Below are 18,259 nucleotides of genomic sequence, written 5' to 3'. Positions count from 1 at the left end.
TCACCACCGGGGCGCGATCGAGCAGCCGGTCAGCGCTTGAGCATCCGGGTCAGGCCGGCCGCCACCGTGGTGGCCAGCACCCAGCCCATGACGATCAGCCCGGACGCGATCCACTGCGACGCGCCCGGCGTCTGCCAGCGGTTCTTGTTGCCGAAGTCCACGATCGGCACCACCAGGTCGATGGTGAACAGCCACGGGTTCCACGGCAGGTGGTCGTCGTCGTTGATCTCCACCAGCTCCGGCCCGGCGGCGAACCACGCGCTGCCCAGCAGCCACGTGACCACCAGCCAGCCCAGCGCCCGCGCCGGCCGGTAGCCGTAGCCCACCATCGCGCGCTGCGACCAGCTCCACAGCAGCACCAGCGGGCGCAGCCAACGGCGGCCCTCGGCGATCGTCCGGTACCGCAGCCGCTGCTTCTCCACCAGCACGGTCGCCGCGTGCTCGTCGTTGCCGCACGCCCGCAGCATCTCGGCGAACTGGTCGTACGGGCCGGGCCGGTAGGTGCGCCGCATCGCCTGCCGCAGCCAGCGCAGCCGCCGCTCCACCTCGTCGTCGTCGCGCAGGTCGATCGGGTGCCGCAGCGAGTCGTAGCGGAACTCCTCCAGGTCGATCCAGCCGGTCGCGGACCAGAAGTTCTCGTTGTCGTCCAACGAGGTGCAGCGCACCTGCCGCAGCGTCACGTCGCCGCGCGGCGCGGTGACCGGGGTCAGGGTCAGCTCCTGGACCTGCATGCCGAGCACGTTGAGCGCGTGCGAGTCGAGCTTGTCGCCGAGCACCGCCCCGTCGAACGTCGCCATCCGGCCGACCTGCGCCCGCCGCGCCCGCACCCCGCCGTGCGCGACGAACTCCCGGGCGCCGCGCGCGCAGATCAGGTCGCGACCGATGACCGCGCCGCCCACGTCGAGCGACGGCTTGCCCGCCGGCTGGTGCCGGTAGCGGCCCGGCTTCGTGATGCGGCTGCCGCGCAGGTCGACATTCGCGCCGACGTGCACGCCGCGCAGCTCCAGGCCGCCGGCCACCTCGACCTCGCGGGCGGCCAGGTTGCTGCCGATGCGCGACCGGTTGCCCAGCACGGCGTCGGCGCGCGGGTTGTCCAGCGCCGAGCCGTCCAGGATCAGGCTGCCCTTGACCTGGAGGTCCACCATGCGGAGCTGGCCGCGCACCCGGCACTGGCGGCCGATGACGTCGCCGCCGACCTGCGCGCCGTCCAGGTGCAGCGCCCGGCCGTGCCCGGTGGGTTCGGCGTTGCCGTGCACGGCCCGGCCGTAGCCGGTGGGCTCGTCCAGCTCGGGGCCGCCCGCGTCGAACGCGCCGCCGGACAGCGACAGCGTGCCGCCGAGCGCCGCGTTGACCATGCGGACCGTGCCGGTGCTGCGGAAACCGCGGTCGAGCTGCACGTCGCCGTCCACGGTGAGGCGGTCGAACACCAGCGTCGCGCTCGGGTCGGAGTGCGGGTCGAGCGCGTCGTCGGCCGCCCGCCCCCGCGACACCCCGGCGCCGCGCATGGTCAGCGCCGAGTCGATCCGCGCGCCCGCCAGCAGCACCGTGCCGAGGACCGTGCAGCCGGCCAGCAGCAGGGTGCCGCCGACGTGCAGGCCCGTGCCGTTGAGCGCGTGGCCCTCGGGGTTGTCGAACGACCCGCCGGTGAGGTTGCAGTAGCCGCCGACGTGGGCGCTCGCCATCCGCAGCTCGCCGGTGACCCGCACGCGCTGCCCCAGCAGGCCGCCCGCCAGCGTGAGCCGGTCGGCGTGGAGCGCGATGCCGCCCGGCGCGAGCAGCGCGGCGTCCCGCAACGACAGGGACCCGGCGATGTCGGCGTCCACGAGGTCGACCAGGCCCTCGACGGTGCTGCCGGCCAGGGAGATCTCGTTGGCGCCGGACAGGTTCCGCCCGAGCAGGCCGGGCAGGTGGCAGCCCGCGAACTCCAGTCCGGCGAGCTTGCCCTGGCGCAGGTCCGGCGGCTGCTCGAACCGGCAGCGCACGAACTCCAGCACGTACGGGAACTCCACCGCGCGCAGGTCGAGCACCCCGGTCACGAACTTGTCCGCCACCCGCACCACCGGCGGCACGCCCGCGCGCCGCCGCGGCAACCGCCACGTGCCGTCCGCCTCGCCGATCCCCGCGCCGCGCAGCACGTCGGCCGCCGCCACGCGGGCGGAGCGCGGCGGGCTGGGGTCGAACACGTCCAGCCCCCGCGCCCCCACCTCGGTCATGTGATCGACAATGCGGGTTCCCGGCGCCCCCGCGCAAGGGAACGGGGAAACGGGCTACGCGGAGGGCCCCTGGTGCGTCGGGTCGAGCACGCGCGCCAGGAACGACTGCGTGCGCTCGTGCCGCGGCGCGCCGATGACCTGCTCGGCCGGCCCCTCCTCGACGACGTACCCGCCGTCCATGAACAGCACCCGGTCGGCCACCTCGCGGGCGAACTGCATCTCGTGCGTCACCACGAGCATGGTCATGCCCTCGTCGGCGAGCTGCCGCATCACGCCCAGCACGTCGCCCACCAGCTCGGGGTCCAGCGCCGACGTCGGCTCGTCGAACAGCATCACGTCCGGGTCCATCGACAGCGCCCGCGCGATGGCCACGCGCTGCTGCTGGCCGCCGGACAGCTGGGCCGGCATCGCGTTGACCTTCTCGCCCAGCCCGACCCGCTCCAGGTTGCGCAGCGCGACCTCCTGCGCCGTCTTCTGGTCCCGCTTGAGCACCTTGCGCTGCGCGACCATCAGGTTGTTCAGCACGTTGAGGTGCGAGAACAGGTTGAAGCCCTGGAACACCATGCCGATGCGGGTGCGCGCGGCGTCGATGTCCACGTCCGGGTCGGTCAGCTCGGTGCCGTTGACGACGATCCTGCCCGCCGTCGGCTCCTCCAGCAGGTTCACGCAGCGCAGCAGCGTGGACTTGCCCGAGCCGGACGGCCCGATGACGCACACCACGTCACCGCGCTCGACCCGCGCGTCGATGCCCTTGAGCACCTCCAGCGGGCCGAACGACTTCTTCAACCCGACGATCTCGACCGCCGGTCCGGTCTCCACGACAACCGCCTCGCTCACGAGGACACCCCCAACCCGGTCGACTCCGGTGTGCTGATCTTCTTGCCGCCCGTGCGCCGCTCCAGGTACCGCGACAGGTAGCCGAGCGGCAGCGTGATCAGCAGGTAGCACAGGCCGACCACCAGGATCGGGGTCAGCGACGGCGACCGGCTGAGCGTCTCGCGCCCGAACTTGGTCAGCTCGTACTGGTCGCGGGCCAGGCCGATGATGTAGATCAGCGACGAGTCCTTGGTGAGCAGGATCAGCTCGTTGGTCAGCGGCGGCAGGATGATCCGGAATGCCTGCGGGATGACGACCGTGACCATGGTCCGGCCCTGGGACATGCCCAGCGAGCGGGCCGCCTCGATCTGGCCCTTCGGCACGGCCTGGATGCCCGCGCGGATCGTCTCCGCCATGTACGCGGCGCCGACGATGCCGAGCGCCAGCATGACCGTGGAGTAGATGTCGAACTGGAGGCCGAACGCCAGCGGCACGCCGAAGCTGAGCGCGATGAACACCAGCAGGGCGGGGACGCCCCGGAAGAACTCGATGTAGATCGTGGCGATCCACCGGTAGGGCGCGACCGGCGACAGCTTCATCAGGGCCAGCACCAGGCCGAGCACCAGGCCGAAGCCGAAGCCCAGCGCGGTGTAGACGAGGGTGTTCTTCAACGCCACCGTGATGACGTTGGGGAACATCTCCGCGGCGATGTCCAGGTTGAAGAAGCTGCGCTGGATCTCGCGCCAGTCGGCGACCAGCGCCAGGACGACCGCGATCACGACCAGCAGCGCGTACTGGGCGCCGCGGAACGCCTTCGCCCGCTGTCGCTTGGAGAGTGCCATGTGTGGGTTACCTCGTGGGTGGGGTGGACAAGGCGCGGGGCCGGTGCTTCGTGAGCACCGGCCCCGCCGTCGAGCCGGTTACTTCGACTCCGGCTTCTTGCCGAACCACTTCTCGTAGATCTTGTCGTACTCGCCGTTGTCCTTGGCCTTCTTCAGGACCTCGTCGATCTTGGCCTTGAGGGCGGTGTTGCCCTTCTTCACGCCGATCCCGTACTGCTCACCGGTGTCGAACTCCGTCGTCACCTCGGTGTCCGGGAACTCCTTGGCGTAGTCGTAGAGCACGCCGTTGTCGTTGATGGCCGCGTCCACCGCGCCGGTGCGCACGGCGGTCTCCATCAGCGGCAGGTCCTCGAACTGGACGACGGTGTAGCCGAACTTCGCCGCGTTCTCGTTGGCGTACTCCTCGCCGGTGGTCTCCAGCTGGACGCCGATCTTCTTGCCGTTGAGGCTCTCCAGACCGGTGATGCCGGAGTCCTTCTTGACCAGCAGCGCCTGCGAGGCGTCGAAGTACGGCTCCGAGAAGTCGATGGCCTCCTTGCGGGCGTCGTTGATCGTCATGCCCGCGGCGGCGAGGTCGCACTTGCCGGTGTTGAAGACCTCGCCGGAGGTGATGGTCTCGAAGGGGGTGTCGAAGATTTCCTGGGTGACGTTCAGCTCCTTCGCCACCAGGTCGACCAGCTCGACGTCGAAGCCCACGGTCTTGTCGCCCTCGGAGAACTGGAAGGGCTTGTAGGACAGGTGGGTGCAGGTGACCAGCTTGCCGCTCTGGACCAGGGTGATACCGGAGCCGGCATCCGTGGAACCGGTGTTCACCTTGGTCGCGCACGCCGTCATCGTGGCCGCCAGGGCGAGCACGGGGAACAGGGCGAGCGCAGCGTGCCTGGTACGACGGGCCACGGTGTCACTCCTCGTAACTGTGTCGGTCGAGTGTTCGGCATACTGCCACTTGGGTGACACGGTGGACAGCACGTGCGTGTTACAGACCTTCGGTGGGCACGATTCCTGTGTCACATGCGGTGGGGAACCGCAAAATGTTCGGCCGGTTGGGTCAGGTCACACAATTCATGTACCGGGTGCGCTCGTTTGGCGACGGTCCGTCATCAACGACGCCACCAGTGCCGTCCACCCCGTCTGGTGCGTCGCGCCGAGGCCCTCGCCCGTGTCGCCGTCGAAGTACTCGCTGAACGTGACGTGGTCGCGCCACAGCGGCGAGTCCGTCGACTCGATCCGCTTGCCGTCCGCCGGGCGGCGGCCGTCGTGGTCCGGCAGGAACAGCGACACCAGCCGCCTGACCAGCTCGTCCGCCGCCTGGCCCGCCGTCACGTGTCGCGTGGAGCGGGTGGGAAGTTCCACGTGGAACGAACCGTCGTGGAACTCCTCGACCGTCCGCAGGGCCTCGACGAGCAGCGCGTTCGTCGGGAACCACACCGGTCCGCGCCAGTTCGAGTTGCCGCCGAACATCGGCGTGCGCGACTCCCCGGGCTCGTAGCCCATCCGGTGCTCCTGGTCCGCGACCTGCACCTCCAGGCCCTCGCGGTGCGCCGCGGACAGGCTGCGGATGCCGTGCGGGGACAGGAACTCGCCCTCGTCGAGCATCCGGGTCAGCACCAGCCGCAGCTTGCGCTCGTCCAGCAGGCTGAACATCGCCCGGTCGCCGCGCCTGCTCACGAACGGCTTCAGCTCCGGCCGCTTGGACAGCAGGTGCTCCAGCCGCCGGGTGAAGTCGGGCAGCTCCTGGAACACCCACGGCTCCAGCGTCGCGCACGCCAGCACCGGGATGAGGCCCACCATCGACCGCACCCGCACCGGCTTGGACTCCGTCGAGCCGTCCGGCAGCCGCCGCGTCACCGCGTCGTAGCAGAAGCCGTCCGTCTCGTCCCAGATCCCGCGCCCGCCCGAGCCGAACTGCGTGGACGCGTCCGCGATGCTCAGGAAGTGCTCCACGAACTTCGTGGCCACGTCCTCGTACGCGTCGTCGTGCCGCGCCAGCTCCAGCGCGATCTGCATCAGGTGCAGGCTGTAGGCCGCCATCCACGACGTGGCGTCGGACTGCTCCAGCCGCCACTGGCCGAGCATCGGCTCCGACCGGTTCACCGGACCGATGTTGTCCATGCCGAGGAAGCCGCCCTCGAACAGGTAGCTGCCGTCGGCGTCCTTGCGGTTCACCCACCAGGAGAAGTTCAGCAGCAGCTTGTGGAAGATCTTGGCCAGGAACTTCCGGTCCGGGACCTCCTCCGACCGGTACACCTGGAGCGCCGCCCAGGCGTGCACCGGCGGGTTCACGTCGCCGAACTCCCACTCGTAGGCCGGGAGCTGGCCGTTGGGGTGCATCAGCCACTCCCGGCACAGCAGGAGCAGCTGCTCCTTGGCGAACGCCGGGTCCACCCGGGCGAACGGCACCGCCTGGAACGCGAGGTCCCACGCGGCGAACCACGGGTACTCCCACTCGTCCGGCATGGAGATCACGTCGGCCACGTCGAAGTGCCGCCAGTGCGCGTTGCGCGCGTGCGGCGTGGTCCGCGACTTGGGCGCCGCGGGCTGCGCCGGGTCGCCGTCCAGCCACTCGCGGGTGCGGAAGCGGTAGTGCTGCTTGGTCCACATCAGGCCCGCCAGCGCCCGCCGCACCACCGCGGCCCGGCGCGGGTCGAGGCCGGTGGCGTGGAACTCGTCGGCCTCCCAGCGGCGCTGCTGCACGGTGTCCTGGAAGCTCGGGCCGAACGCGTCGAGGTGCCCGTCCCCCTCCACCAGCCGCAGCCGCACGGTCACCGACTCGCCCGGCTCCACCGGGTCGAACGAGTACCAGGCCGCCACCTTCGTGCCCGGCTCGCTCGTGTCGTCCGGGCCGACCACCCGGCAGGCCCGCGCGTCGCGCCCGACCACGTACCGGTCGACGCCGTCCTTGGTGTACTCGCCGGGGTTGCGCTCGGTGCCGAACAGCTCGACCTCGTTGGTCTCGTTGTCGGTGACCAGCAGCGTCGGCGTCCCCTCGACGTGCAGCGTGTAGCGGCCCAGCGCGCCGTGCTCGGCGGTGACCCGGCGCCAGCCGTCGTTCGTGCGGGCGACCAGCGACGGCTTGCGCGCGTCCCGGCCCCACGACCACGTGTTGCGGAACCACAGCTGCGGGAGCAGGTGCAGCGGCGCCGGGTCCGGGCCGTGGTTGGTGGCGGTGATCTCGACGCACAGGTCCGTCGGGCTCGCCTTCGCGTAGCTCACGGCCACGTCGAAGAACCGGTTCCCGTCGAGCGCGCCGGTGTCCGACAGCTCCGGCTCGCGCTCGTTGCGCCCGGCGACGCGGGCCCGTTCGCGCAGCTCGGCGTAGGGGAACTCGCACTGCGGGTACCGGTAGACGACCTGCATCCACGAGTGGGTGGGCGTGCCGTCGGTCACCCACCAGTGCTCCTTGACGTCCTCGCCGTGGTTGCCCTCGTCGTTGGTGAGCCCGAAGTACCGCTCCTTCAGGAACGGGTCCCGGCCGTTCCACAGGGCCACGCCGAGGTTGAGGAAGCCGTGCACGTCGCAGATGCCCGCGATGCCGTCCTCACCCCACCGGTAGGCCCGCGAGCGGGCGTGGTCGAACGGGAAGGACGTCCACGCGTCGCCCCCCGCCGAGTAGTCCTCCCGAACGGTCCCCCACTGCCGTCCGGCCAGGTAGGGGCCCCACAGGCGCCACGGAGCGGTGGGGGAGTCGGACTCCGCCAGTCGCGCTCGCTCGGCTTGCCGGCTGTGCTCGTTCACGCGGCCAGTGTGCGGCATCGATCCAGTAAAGCGGTTACTCGCGGGTTAGGTCACAGCTCTGAAAGGTCTTGCACAGGCGTGTCACGCTCACTCTCCGTGGACGACCCACCCCCGTGGGGCGACCGGCGAGCACCGCGCGGCGCCGTCCGGGGCACGGTCGGCGGACGGCGCGGACCCCGGCCGGCCGCTCACCCGCCCGGGGCCGTGACAGGGCCGCGGGACTGCCCGTCACGGGTGGTCGTCGCGCTGTCCGCCGGGAGGCGGTCCGGGCCACGGACGGGTGATCATCGCGATCGGCGCGCCGGGCCGCGCCGCGTTCCCCCGACCGCTGTCAAGATCTTCACCGACGACCCGGACGGGGCCAGGATGCAGACCGTGGACTTCGACGAGCTCGCCCGCGCGCGCCGGTGCCGCGGCACCGACCCGACCACCGGCCCCGCGCTGCTCGACGACATCACCCGGAGGTGGGACACGTGACCTGGCAGGACGACCGCGTCGGCTCGGCGCTCCGCGGCGAGAACCCGTCCGTGCTGCGCCGGCTCCACGCGGGCTTCGCCGTCATCGGCGACGTCCAGTTCCTGCCCGGCTACTGCGTCCTGCTCACCGACGACCCGGCGGTCGGGCGGCTGACGGACCTGCCCCGGCCCAGGCGCCTGCGGTTCCTGGCGGACGTCGAGCTGCTCGCCGAGGCGGTCGAGGTGGTGTGCGCCCGCCGCGACGAGCGGTTCCGGCGGGTGAACATCGAGATCCTCGGCAACACCGACCCGTTCCTGCACGCCCACGTGCGCGCCCGGTACGAGTGGGAACCACCTGAACGGGTCGGCCACCCCGTCCACCTCTACCCGCCCGAGGTGTGGACCGACCCGCGCCACGCGCTCGGCCCGCGGCACGACGACCTCCGCGACGCCCTGGCCGCGGAGGTCGACCGGCTCCTGACCCTCTAGCGGGAGGCGTGCGCGTCCAGCACCGAGGCCACCGCCGCGGTGATGCGCGCCGCCTGCTCCAGGTGCAGCCACTCGTCGGGCACGTGGCAGTTCGAGTCCGGCCCGACCGCGCCCGTGACCAGGAACTGCGCCTCCGGGTACGCCTCGGCCAGCAGGCCCATGAACGGGATCGAGCCGCCCAGCGCCATGCTCCGCCACGGCGCGCCGAAGACCTCCTCGCCGACCCCGTCCAGGGTGTCGCGCAGCCACGGCGCGAGCGCCGGCGCGTTCCAGCCGGTGGCGTGCTCGACGCGGGACAGCTCGACGGTCGCCCCGTACGGCACGTCGGTCGTCAGCAGCCGCCGCACCGCCTCCAGGGCCACGCCCGAGTCGGCCGTCGGCGGCAGCCGGAAGCTCAGCACGAGCGTGGTGAACGGCCGCAGCACGTTGCCCGCGTCGTCCGGAGACGGCAGGCCGTCCGCGCCGGTGATCGACAGGGTGGGCCGCCAGCCCGAGTTCAGGGCCAGCTCGACCTCGTCCTCGACGACCGGCCGGGTGCCACCCGCCCACGCCACGGGGCCGGTGATGGAACCCGGCGCGGCGGTCACCGCGTCGCGCACCTCGGCGAGCCGGTGCTCCGGCACGTCCACGTGCATCTCGCGCACCAGCACCTCGCCGGTGGCGGAGTCCTCCAGCCGGTCCAGCAGCTGCCGGGCGATGCGGAACGACGAGGGCACGACGCCGCTGCCCGTGCCCGAGTGCAGGCCGGCGTCCAGCACGCGCACCGTCATCGTCGCCTGCACGAGACCGCGCAGGGACGAGGTCAGCCACATCCGGTCGTAGTCGTTGCCGCCGGAGTCCAGGCACACGACCAGCGACACGTCGCCCAGCCGAGGCTTCAGGTGCTCCAGGTAGGCGGGCAGGTCGGGACTGCCCGACTCCTCGCCCGTCTCCAGCAGCACGACGCACCGCGCGTGCGTCCCGCCGTTCGCCCGCACAGCCTCGATCGCGGCCACCGCCGCGTACCCCGAGTAGCCGTCGTCGGCCGCGCCGCGCCCGTACAGGCGGCCGTCGCGCACGACCGGGGTCCACGGGCCGAGGCCCTCCGACCAGCCGCCGACCGGGGGCTGCTTGTCCAGGTGCCCGTACATGAGGACGGTGTCGTCGGACACCGCCGTGCCGGGCACGTCCACCAATAGCAGCGGCGTGCGGTCGGGGAGCTGGACGACCTCGACGGTGGTGCCCGGCAGGTCGCGGGTGGCGAGCCAGGCGCGCACGTGCTCGACCGCGGCGGCCAGGTGGCCGCTGGTCGCCCACGCGGGGTCGAAGGCGGGGGAGATCGCGGGTATCGCGACCAGGGCGGAGAGGCTCGGGAGGATGTCGTCGTCCCACAGCCCGCGAACGGTGCTGGTCAGTGCTGAACGGTCCACGTCCCGATCCTGTCACGGCCCGCCGCGCGGTCAGGCGGTCGCGCGGCGGTTTCGCAGGGTGGAAATGCCCAGTCGGCCCGATGGTCGGTAGTCCATCGAACCGGTCCACCCCCCACGTGGGCGGTTGCCGCCGACCGGACGCACCCCGAAGACGACGGGCGGCCGTTAACGATCGGTAACCGGGACGTGGGCGTCCGGTGAGCGGACGCCGTGCTCGGACGGCCGAAGATTGGCCGTCCAACCGTTACCGCAGGTGAGGGGCCTGCGCTCTCTGTCACGAACTGGGACGGGGCACACCAATACGGCAGGGGCCATGTCAGGATGTGGATGAGAACACACCGTCAGCGCCGACGGTTGCCGATTCCCCACACCCAGGGGCGACGGCGACTGGCGGTGCAGCCGCGCAGAGTCGTCACGAGCGACCGGGCGGCCTCGTAGACGAGGAGACAGGCGCATGTCGTCCCCCGAAGAATGGACGCACCCAGGGCCGGACGCCCCTCCGGCCACCGGTGCGACACCGACCCCTGAACAGGTGATCGCCGGCTTGCGAGCGACAGACGAAGGCGGCGCGGACCTGGTGCAGCTGCTCACCCCCGAGGGCGAGCGCGTCACGCACCCGGACTTCGACATCGACATCACGGCCGAGGAGCTGCGCGGCCTGTACCGCGACATGGTCCTGGTCCGCCGCGTCGACCGCGAGGCGAACGCCCTCCAGCGCAAGGGCCAGCTCGGCATCTGGGTCCCGCTGCTCGGCCAGGAGGCCGCGCAGATCGGCGCCGGCCGCGCGCTGCGCCCGACCGACATGGCGTTCCCCAGCTACCGCGAGCACGGCATCGCCTGGACGCGCGGCATCAAGCCGACCGACCTGCTGGGCATCTTCCGGGGCACGGACATGGGCACGTGGGACCCGGTCGAGCACCGGTTCCACCCCTACACCATCGTGATCGGCAACCAGGTCCTCAACGCCGCCGGCTACGCGATGGGCCAGAAGTTCGACGGCAAGGTGGGCGACGCCGACGGCGAGGCCACCATCTGCTTCTTCGGCGACGGCGCCACCAGCCAGGGCGACGTGCACGAGGGCTTCGTGTGGGCCGCCGTCTACGACGCGCCGCTCGTGTTCTTCTGCCAGAACAACCAGTGGGCCATCTCCGAGCCCACCGAGCGCCAGTCGCGCCTCCCGCTCTACCAGCGGGCCCGCGGCTACGGCTTCCCCGGCATCCGCGTCGACGGCAACGACGTGCTCGCCACGCTCGCGGTCACCCGCTGGGCGCTGGAGGAGTGCCGCCAGGGCAACGGCCCCATCCTGATCGAGGCGTTCACCTACCGCATGGACGCGCACACCACGTCCGACGACCCGTCCCGCTACCGGCTCTCCGACGAGCTGGAGCTGTGGAAGCTCAAGGACCCGATCGAGCGCGTCAAGGTGCACCTGGTCAAGCAGCAGTGGGCCGACCAGGCCTTCTTCGAGTCGATCGAGGCCGAGGCCGAGCAGATCGCGGTCGAACTGCGGGACTACTGCGTCAACCTGCCCGACCCGCCGGCCGAGCGGATCTTCAGCGAGGTCTACGCCGAGGGCAACCCCGTCCTGGAGGCGCAACGCGACGAGTTCCTGGCGTACCACGCCGGGTTCGCCGGAGGTGAGCACTGATGGCCGCTCCGACCATGGACCGCGCCGCGTCGACCGCGCCCGCCGCGGTGCAGACGACGACCATCGCGAAGGCGCTGAACAACGGCCTGCGCGCGTCGATGGAGGCCAACCCCAAGGTCATCGTGATGGGTGAGGACGTCGGCAAGCTCGGCGGCGTCTTCCGCATCACCGACGGCCTCCAGAAGGACTTCGGCGAGCAGCGCGTGCTCGACACCCCGCTCGCCGAGTCGGGCATCATCGGCACCGCCGTCGGCCTCGCGATCCGCGGCTACCGGCCGGTGTGCGAGATCCAGTTCGACGGCTTCATCTTCCCCGGCTTCGACCAGATCGTGTCGCAGGTCGCCAAGCTGCACTACCGCACCCAGGGCCGCATCAAGCTGCCCATCGTCATCCGGGTGCCGTTCGGCGGCGGCATCGGCGCGGTCGAGCACCACTCCGAGTCCCCCGAGTCGTACTTCGCGCACACCGCGGGCCTCAAGGTCGTCTCCTGCTCCAACCCGGCCGACGCCTACTGGATGATCCAGCAGGCCATCGACTGCGACGACCCGGTGCTGTTCTTCGAGCCCAAGCGCCGCTACTACGAGAAGGGCGAGGTCGACACCACCGCAGCGCCCGGACCGCTGTTCCGGTCCCGCACGCTGCGCACCGGCACCGACGCCACCCTCGTGACGTACGGCCCGATGACGCGCACCTCGCTCGACGCCGCGGCGGCGGCCGAGGAGGAGGGCAAGTCGCTGGAGGTCATCGACCTGCGCACGCTGTCCCCGCTGGACCTCGCGCCGGTGTACGAGTCGGTGCGCCGCACCGGCCGGCTGGTCGTGGTCACCGAGGCGCCGTCCGAGTCGTCCATCTCGTCCGAGATCGCGGCCAAGGTGCAGCAGGAGTGCTTCTACTCGCTCCAGGCGCCCGTGCTGCGGGTGACCGGGTTCGACACCCCGTACCCGCCGTCGAAGTTGGAGGAGGAGTTCCTCCCCGACCTCGACCGGGTGCTGCACGCCGTCGACCGCTCGCTGGCCTGGTAGGGGGAGAGCTGTGCCGCAGTTCAAGCAGTTCCCCCTGCCCGACACGGCCGAGGGGCTGACCGAGGCCGAGATCCTCACCTGGCACGTCAAGCCCGGTGACGCGGTCAAGGTCAACCAGATCATCTGCGAGATCGAGACCGCCAAGGCGGCCGTCGAGCTGCCGTGCCCGTGGGACGGCGTGGTCACCGAGGTGCTGGCCGAGGTGGGGCAGACGGTGGAGGTCGGCGCGCCGATCATCACCATCGACCTGGACCCGTCCGGGGCCGCCACCGCTCCCGCCCCGGCTCCCGCCGCCGCTCCCGCCACCAACGGCAAGATCGGCGAGGAGATGCCGGGCGGGCGGATCGCCACCCTCGTCGGCTACGGCCCGAAGTCGGGCGCGGCCAAGCGCCGCACCCGCAAGGCCGCGCCGGTCGCTCCCGCCGCTTCCGCCGCCGTCCAGACCTCGCCCCCGCCCCCGGTCGTGGCCACCCCCGCCCCGGCCCCGACGCCCGCCCCGGCGGTCGTCGAACCGGCGGCCACCTCGCGGGGCGGCTACGTGCCGCTGGCGAAGCCGCCGGTGCGGAAGCTGGCCAAGGACCTGGGCGTCGACCTCTACGCGGTCTCCGGCTCGGGCCCCGGCGGCGTCATCACCCGCGAGGACGTCGAACGGGCGGTCGCCCCGGCACCCGCCGCCGCACCGGCCGCGGCGGTCGCCACCGGCTCGCGGGAGCGCCGCGTGCCGATCAAGGGCGTCCGCAAGGCCACCGCCCAGGCGATGGTGGACAGCGCCTTCACGGCTCCGCACGTCACCGAGTTCCTGACGGTCGACGTGACGCCGATGATGGAGCTGCGGGCGCGCCTGAAGTCGCACCCGCAATTCCGGGACGTCAAGCTCACGCCCCTCGCGTTCGCCGCGAAGGCCGTGCTGCTCGCCGCCCGCCGCACCCCCGACGTCAACGCGACGTGGGACGAGGCGGCGCAGGAGATCGTCTACAAGGACTACGTCCACCTGGGCATCGCCGCCGCCACCCCGCGCGGCCTGGTGGTGCCCAAGGTCCGCGACGCCGACGGCATGTCGCTGAAGGAGCTCGCGGTAGCCCTGGACGAGCTGGCCACCACGGCCCGCGACGGCAGGACGTCGCCGGCCGACATGATGGGCGGCACGTTCACCATCACCAACGTCGGCGTCTTCGGCGTCGACACCGGCACGCCGATCATCAACCCGGGCGAGGTCGCCATCCTGGCCCTGGGCGCGATCCGCGACATGCCGTGGGTGGTGGACGGCCAGGTCGTGCCGCGCAAGGTCTGCCAGCTGGCCCTGTCCTTCGACCACCGCGTGGTCGACGGCCAGCAGGGCTCGCAGTTCCTGGCCGACGTGGGCGCGCTCCTCGCCGACCCCGCCGTGGCGATGACCTACTGATCCCCCGGCTCGACCGCTCGGCGGACGCCGGGAGCCCTCACCGGCTCCCGGCGTTCCGCTTTCCGGTCCTCCGCACGTCGATCGGGTTGAACTTCCAGTGACTGGAGATCCCAAGGTGGTCCCGTGACGCACCACTACTCGATCGGCGACCTGGCGCGGTTGACCGGGCTGTCCACGCGGACGATCCGGTTCTACTCCGACTCCGGCCTCGTCCCCGTGGCGGGGCGGACGGTCGGCGGGTTCCGCGCCTACGACGTCGACGGGTTGGCGCGTCTCCGGCTCGTCCGCACCCTGCGCGACCTGGGCGTCGACCTGCCCACCGCGCGCCGGGTGCTGGCGAGCGAGGTGTCCGTGGCCGAGGTGGCCCGGACGCACGCGGACGCCATCGACGCGCAGATGCGCGTGCTCCGGCTGCGCCGGGCCGTGCTGCGCGTGGTGGCGCGGAACGGGGAGGTGGAGATGGTGCACGAACTGGCCAGGCTGTCCGAGGAGGAGCGGCGGGCCATCCTGGACGACTTCTTCGACGAGGTCTTCGGCGGGCTGGACATGGAACCGGGCTTCGTGCAGGGCATGAGGTCCGTCCGGGTCGAACTGCCGGACGATCCCACGACCGAGCAGCTGGAGGCGTGGGTCGAGCTGGCGAACCTGGTGCGCGACCCGGGCTTCCGGGCGTCGATCCGGCGCATGTCCGAACGCCACCAGGAGATGAAGGCCGAGGGTGCCGACCTGTCCGGCTCCGGCGACCCGGGGCAGCTGGAGGCGTTCCAGTACGCCGTCGCCCAGGCCCGCGAGGCGCTGGAGGCCGGGGTGGACCCGCGTTCGCCGGAGGCCGGGGCCGTCGTGGCGCGCGTGGACGAGAAGTGGGCGGCGGTGACGGGCACGCCGGTCGGTCCCGAGCTCGCCCGCCGCCTGGAGGAGTTCGGCGACCCGAGGGCCGAGCGCTACTGGGCGCTGATCGCCGCGATCAACGGCTGGCCGAAGGTCCCGGACACCACGGCGGAACGCGCCTGGCTGGCCGAAGCCGGCCGCTAGCTCACTCCCGGACGAGGCAGAACGGGTGTCCCGCCGGGTCGGCGAACACCCACCACCGCTCGTTCGAGCCGTCCAACAGCCGCCCACCGGCGTCGAGGACCTCGGCCCCGGCCGCGTCGAGGTCCTCGACGCCCACGTCCAGGTGGAACTGCTGCCCCGGCTCCGGCCAGTCCGGAGGGGAGTGGTCACCGACCCGCTGGAAGCACAGCACCACGCCGCCGCCGGTGTGCAGCGTGGACCAGTCGTCGTCCACCGACCACCGCCGGTCCGGCCGGTCCACCTCACCCCCGAGGACCCGCCGGTAGAACTCGGCCAGCACCCCCGGCTCCGGGCAGTCGACCACGACGCACTGCAGCGCACCGATCACTCGAATGAGCTTAAGGGTCGGGAACCGGTCACCGCGTGAAACGGGCCGGACGTGTGGATTACCGCTGCGCCATCGCGGGTGGTCCGCCGTGCACCTACTGTCACAGCCAGGCAGGTTCAGACGGTCGTAGCATCTGATCGTGGTGTTCGGTGGGGAAGGATTGCCCACCGTGCGTCGGATGTTGACCTTGGCCGATCGGGAGGAGATCTCCCGTGGGTTGGCCGAGTCGTTGCGATACAAGGAAATCGCTGTCCGGATCGGGCGTGATGCCTCGATCGTGTCCCGTGAGGTGAACCGTCACGGTGGCAGGGACGGATACCGGGCGGTGGCCGCCGACGGGGCCGCGGGGACGGCCCGGGCGAGGCCGAAACCACTGGCGGTGGACCGGAACCCGGTTCTGCGCTCACGGGTGGTCGGGCTGTTGCGGGCGGGCTGGTCACCGGCGTCGATCGCCGGCCGGTTGGCACGCGACGGGCCGGTCCGGAACGCTGGGAAGGTGAGTCACGAGGCCATCTACCAGTGGGTCTACGCCCAACCGGTCGCCACACTGCGGCAAGAGTTGATCTCGCTGCGCACCGGCCGCACGGGCAGGCGCGGCCCACGTCCGGCGCCGGCGCCGCGTATCCGCGAGCCCCGCTACCTCGACGAACGTCCCGCCGAGGCCGACGACCGGGCCGTGCCCGGCCACTGGGAGGGGGATCTGGTGATCGGCAAGGGCGGTCGCAGCGCGGTGGCCACGCTGGTCGAGCGCACCAGTCGCTTCCTGGTCCTGGTCCCGCTGCGCGGGCGCGACTCGCTGACGGTCACCGACGCGATCATCGCCGCCGTCGGCGACCTCCCTCCATCGGTCAAACGCTCCCTGACCTGGGACTGCGGCTCGGAGATGGCTCTGCACGAGCAGGTGACCGCCACCGGGCTGCCGGTGTTCTTCGCCCACCCGCACTCACCGTGGAAACGCGGCAGCAACGAGAACCTCAACCGCATCGTCCGGGAGTTCCTGCCCAAGGGCGTCGACATCCCGTCCGACCCCCGCTACCTCGCCGCCATCGCCGCCGAGATCAACGACCGACCCCGTAAGATCCACGACTGGAGAAAACCCAGCGAGGTATTCACCGAACTCCTCGAAGCGGATGCTTCCACCGTCTGAACCTGCCCCACCGAGACTGTCGGTGTGCCCTGACGTGATGCGTCCGCGATGACGGCGAAGGGAACACGGGAGTGGTGCATGGCGAGTGAACACGGCGAAACGGCCATCATGCACTTCACTCACATCGAGAATCCGCCCGGGATTTTTCGCGGCGCGAGCACCGGAACCTGAACGTAGCATCGACTTCGTGGTTCAACGTGTCGGTGATTGGTCACCGCGCAAACGAGAACTGTTCAAGCGGGACCAAGCTGAAACCGCATGTGCGCACCTGGTCGACCGTGCTTCGATCTCCGGTTGAGATGTGTTCCGACTCGTCTTCGACGATCGAATCGACGATGCGTGTCCACTCTCGGGGTGATCGGTGCGCTGCCGAGAAGCGAAGGGCGGGGTCTTCTCCGCGTCCCGGAAGACCCCGCCCCGCCCCGCCCCGAACGGCCTGCCGGCGGCCCGGGGAACCCGACTCACCTGATGTGCATGCCGGAAATGGCCCTGGCCACGACCAACCGCTGGATCTCCGACGTCCCCTCGAAGATGGTGAAGATCTTCGCGTCCCGGTGCATGCGCTCCACCGGGTGCTCGCGCGTGTACCCGGCCCCGCCCAGGATGTGGATGGCGCGCTCCGTCGCCCACACGGACACCTCGCCCGCCTTGAGCTTCGACATCGACCCCTCGCCCGCCGTGAACGGGACGTTGTTGCGCCCCATCCACGCCGCCCGCCACACGAGCAGCCTGGCCGCGTCGATCTCCATCTTCATGTTCGCCAGGTCGAACGCGATGGACTGGTTCTCGATGATCTTCCGGCCGAACGCCTCGCGGTCCTTCGCGTACTCGAGCGAGTACTCGTAGGCCGCACGCGCGACGCCGATCGCCATCGCGCCCACGGTCGGCCGGGTCGTCTCGAACGTCGCCATCGCGGCCTGCCCGCCGGCCTTCAGGCCCTCGCGCGCCCGCGCCAGCCGCTTCTCCAGCCGTTCCTTGCCGCCCAGCAGGCAGCGGCCCGGCACGCGCACGTCGTCGAAGAACACGTCGGCCGTGTGCGACGCCCGCATGCCGTGCTTCTTGATCTTGCCCGGCGACGACACGCCCGGCGTCCCGGGCGGCACGACGAAGCCCGCCTGGCCGCGCGACCCCAGCGCCGGGTCCACCACCGCCGTCACGACGTGGACGTTCGCGATGCCGCCGTTGGTGGCCCACGCCTTCTGGCCGTTGATGACCCACTCGTCGGTCGCCTCGTCGTACACCGCCCGCGTCCGGTACCCGGCGACGTCCGACCCGGCCTGCGGCTCGGAGGCGCAGAACGCGGCCAGCTTGGGGTCGTCCTCCGTGCCGAAGCACTCCGGCACCCACTCGGCCAGCTGCTCGGGCTCACCGGAGGCGAAGATGCCCGCCGCCGCCAACCCGGTGCCCATCAGCGCCAGCGCGATGCCCGCGTCACCCCAGAACAGCTCCTCGGTCGCGATCGGCAGCGACAGCCCGATCGGGTCGGCGAACCACGTGGCCAGCGACTCGAACCCGTACAGGCCGATCTTCGCCGCCTCCTGGATCACCGGCCACGGCGTCTCCTCGCGCTCGTCCCACTCGGACGCCGCCGGCCTGATCACGTCCTTCGCGAAGCCGTGGACCCACTCCCGCAGGTCGACCTGGTCCTCGTTCAGCTCCAGCGAAAAACCACCCATGGTCCC

The 18,259-nt window shown here is 71.4% G+C and carries 14 protein-coding genes; 6 read left to right on the top strand and 8 right to left on the bottom strand.

Annotated features, from left to right (window positions below; genetic code table 11):
• Window positions 1–29: 29 nt before the first annotated feature.
• From CKY47_RS03000 to CKY47_RS02980, 5 genes are all read right to left on the bottom strand, one after another.
• Window positions 30–2,213 (bottom strand): bactofilin family protein, encoded by a 2,184-nt coding sequence (locus tag CKY47_RS03000; RefSeq protein WP_306744033.1) that lies wholly within the window; start codon window positions 2,211–2,213, stop codon window positions 30–32.
• 54 nt (window positions 2,214–2,267) lie between these two features.
• Window positions 2,268–3,050, bottom strand: a complete 783-nt coding sequence (locus CKY47_RS02995) for an amino acid ABC transporter ATP-binding protein (RefSeq protein ID WP_306744032.1) — start codon at window positions 3,048–3,050, stop codon at window positions 2,268–2,270.
• The gene (locus tag CKY47_RS02990; protein ID WP_306744031.1) at window positions 3,047–3,871 is read right to left on the bottom strand and encodes an amino acid ABC transporter permease; all 825 of its coding nucleotides are present in this window, start codon (window positions 3,869–3,871) and stop codon (window positions 3,047–3,049) included. Before CKY47_RS02990 ends, CKY47_RS02995 begins: the two co-directional genes overlap by 4 nt.
• Before the next feature lie 78 nt (window positions 3,872–3,949).
• A complete protein-coding gene (locus tag CKY47_RS02985) occupies window positions 3,950–4,768 on the bottom strand; it encodes a transporter substrate-binding domain-containing protein (protein ID WP_306744030.1) in 819 nt (272 codons plus the stop codon).
• Between the two features lie 165 nt (window positions 4,769–4,933).
• Window positions 4,934–7,606: an MGH1-like glycoside hydrolase domain-containing protein gene (locus CKY47_RS02980; RefSeq protein ID WP_306744029.1), complete on the bottom strand. Its 2,673-nt coding sequence runs from the start codon at window positions 7,604–7,606 to the stop codon at window positions 4,934–4,936.
• Between the two features lie 473 nt (window positions 7,607–8,079).
• Here CKY47_RS02980 and CKY47_RS02975 point away from each other — a divergent pair, with 473 nt between their 5' ends.
• On the top strand, window positions 8,080–8,550 hold the full coding sequence (locus CKY47_RS02975; RefSeq protein WP_306744028.1) for an HIT family protein: 471 nt from the start codon (window positions 8,080–8,082) through the stop codon (window positions 8,548–8,550).
• On the opposite strand, the gene CKY47_RS02970 is transcribed toward CKY47_RS02975, so the two are convergent.
• The gene (locus tag CKY47_RS02970; protein WP_306744027.1) at window positions 8,547–9,959 is read right to left on the bottom strand and encodes a M20/M25/M40 family metallo-hydrolase; all 1,413 of its coding nucleotides are present in this window, start codon (window positions 9,957–9,959) and stop codon (window positions 8,547–8,549) included. The two genes, CKY47_RS02975 and CKY47_RS02970, sit on opposite strands and share 4 nt — an antisense overlap.
• 454 nt (window positions 9,960–10,413) lie before the next feature.
• Here CKY47_RS02970 and pdhA point away from each other — a divergent pair, with 454 nt between their 5' ends.
• The 4 genes from pdhA to CKY47_RS02950 all read left to right on the top strand — a co-directional run bounded on the left by pdhA (window position 10,414) and on the right by CKY47_RS02950 (window position 15,063).
• Window positions 10,414–11,607 carry a pyruvate dehydrogenase (acetyl-transferring) E1 component subunit alpha gene (pdhA, locus tag CKY47_RS02965; RefSeq protein ID WP_306744026.1) on the top strand — a complete coding sequence of 398 codons (1,194 nt, stop codon included), beginning with the start codon at window positions 10,414–10,416 and terminating at the stop codon, window positions 11,605–11,607.
• Entirely contained in the window at window positions 11,607–12,629 is a 1,023-nt protein-coding gene (locus CKY47_RS02960; RefSeq protein ID WP_306744025.1) for an alpha-ketoacid dehydrogenase subunit beta, read from the top strand. The genes pdhA and CKY47_RS02960 overlap by 1 nt, the downstream gene beginning before the upstream one ends.
• Window positions 12,630–12,639: 10 nt before the next feature.
• The gene (locus CKY47_RS02955; RefSeq protein WP_306744024.1) at window positions 12,640–14,031 is read left to right on the top strand and encodes a dihydrolipoamide acetyltransferase family protein; all 1,392 of its coding nucleotides are present in this window, start codon (window positions 12,640–12,642) and stop codon (window positions 14,029–14,031) included.
• Between the two features lie 123 nt (window positions 14,032–14,154).
• Window positions 14,155–15,063 carry a MerR family transcriptional regulator gene (locus tag CKY47_RS02950; protein ID WP_306744023.1) on the top strand — a complete coding sequence of 303 codons (909 nt, stop codon included), beginning with the start codon at window positions 14,155–14,157 and terminating at the stop codon, window positions 15,061–15,063.
• A gap of 1 nt (window position 15,064) precedes the next feature.
• Here CKY47_RS02950 and CKY47_RS02945 read toward each other — a convergent pair whose 3' ends face one another.
• A complete protein-coding gene (locus tag CKY47_RS02945) occupies window positions 15,065–15,430 on the bottom strand; it encodes a VOC family protein (RefSeq protein ID WP_306744022.1) in 366 nt (121 codons plus the stop codon).
• A gap of 178 nt (window positions 15,431–15,608) precedes the next feature.
• Between CKY47_RS02945 and CKY47_RS02940 the strand changes: the two genes are divergently transcribed.
• A complete protein-coding gene (locus tag CKY47_RS02940) occupies window positions 15,609–16,577 on the top strand; it encodes an IS30 family transposase (protein ID WP_306744021.1) in 969 nt (322 codons plus the stop codon).
• 461 nt (window positions 16,578–17,038) lie between these two features.
• Here CKY47_RS02940 and CKY47_RS02935 read toward each other — a convergent pair whose 3' ends face one another.
• Window positions 17,039–18,253: an acyl-CoA dehydrogenase family protein gene (locus CKY47_RS02935; RefSeq protein WP_306744020.1), complete on the bottom strand. Its 1,215-nt coding sequence runs from the start codon at window positions 18,251–18,253 to the stop codon at window positions 17,039–17,041.
• Window positions 18,254–18,259 lie beyond the last annotated feature (6 nt).

This window comes from Saccharothrix longispora (assembly GCF_030852425.1).
GTDB lineage: Bacteria > Actinomycetota > Actinomycetes > Mycobacteriales > Pseudonocardiaceae > Actinosynnema > Actinosynnema longispora.
The sequence above is the reverse complement of the archived record's forward strand: the minus strand, read 5'-3'. Positions and strand labels throughout refer to the sequence as shown.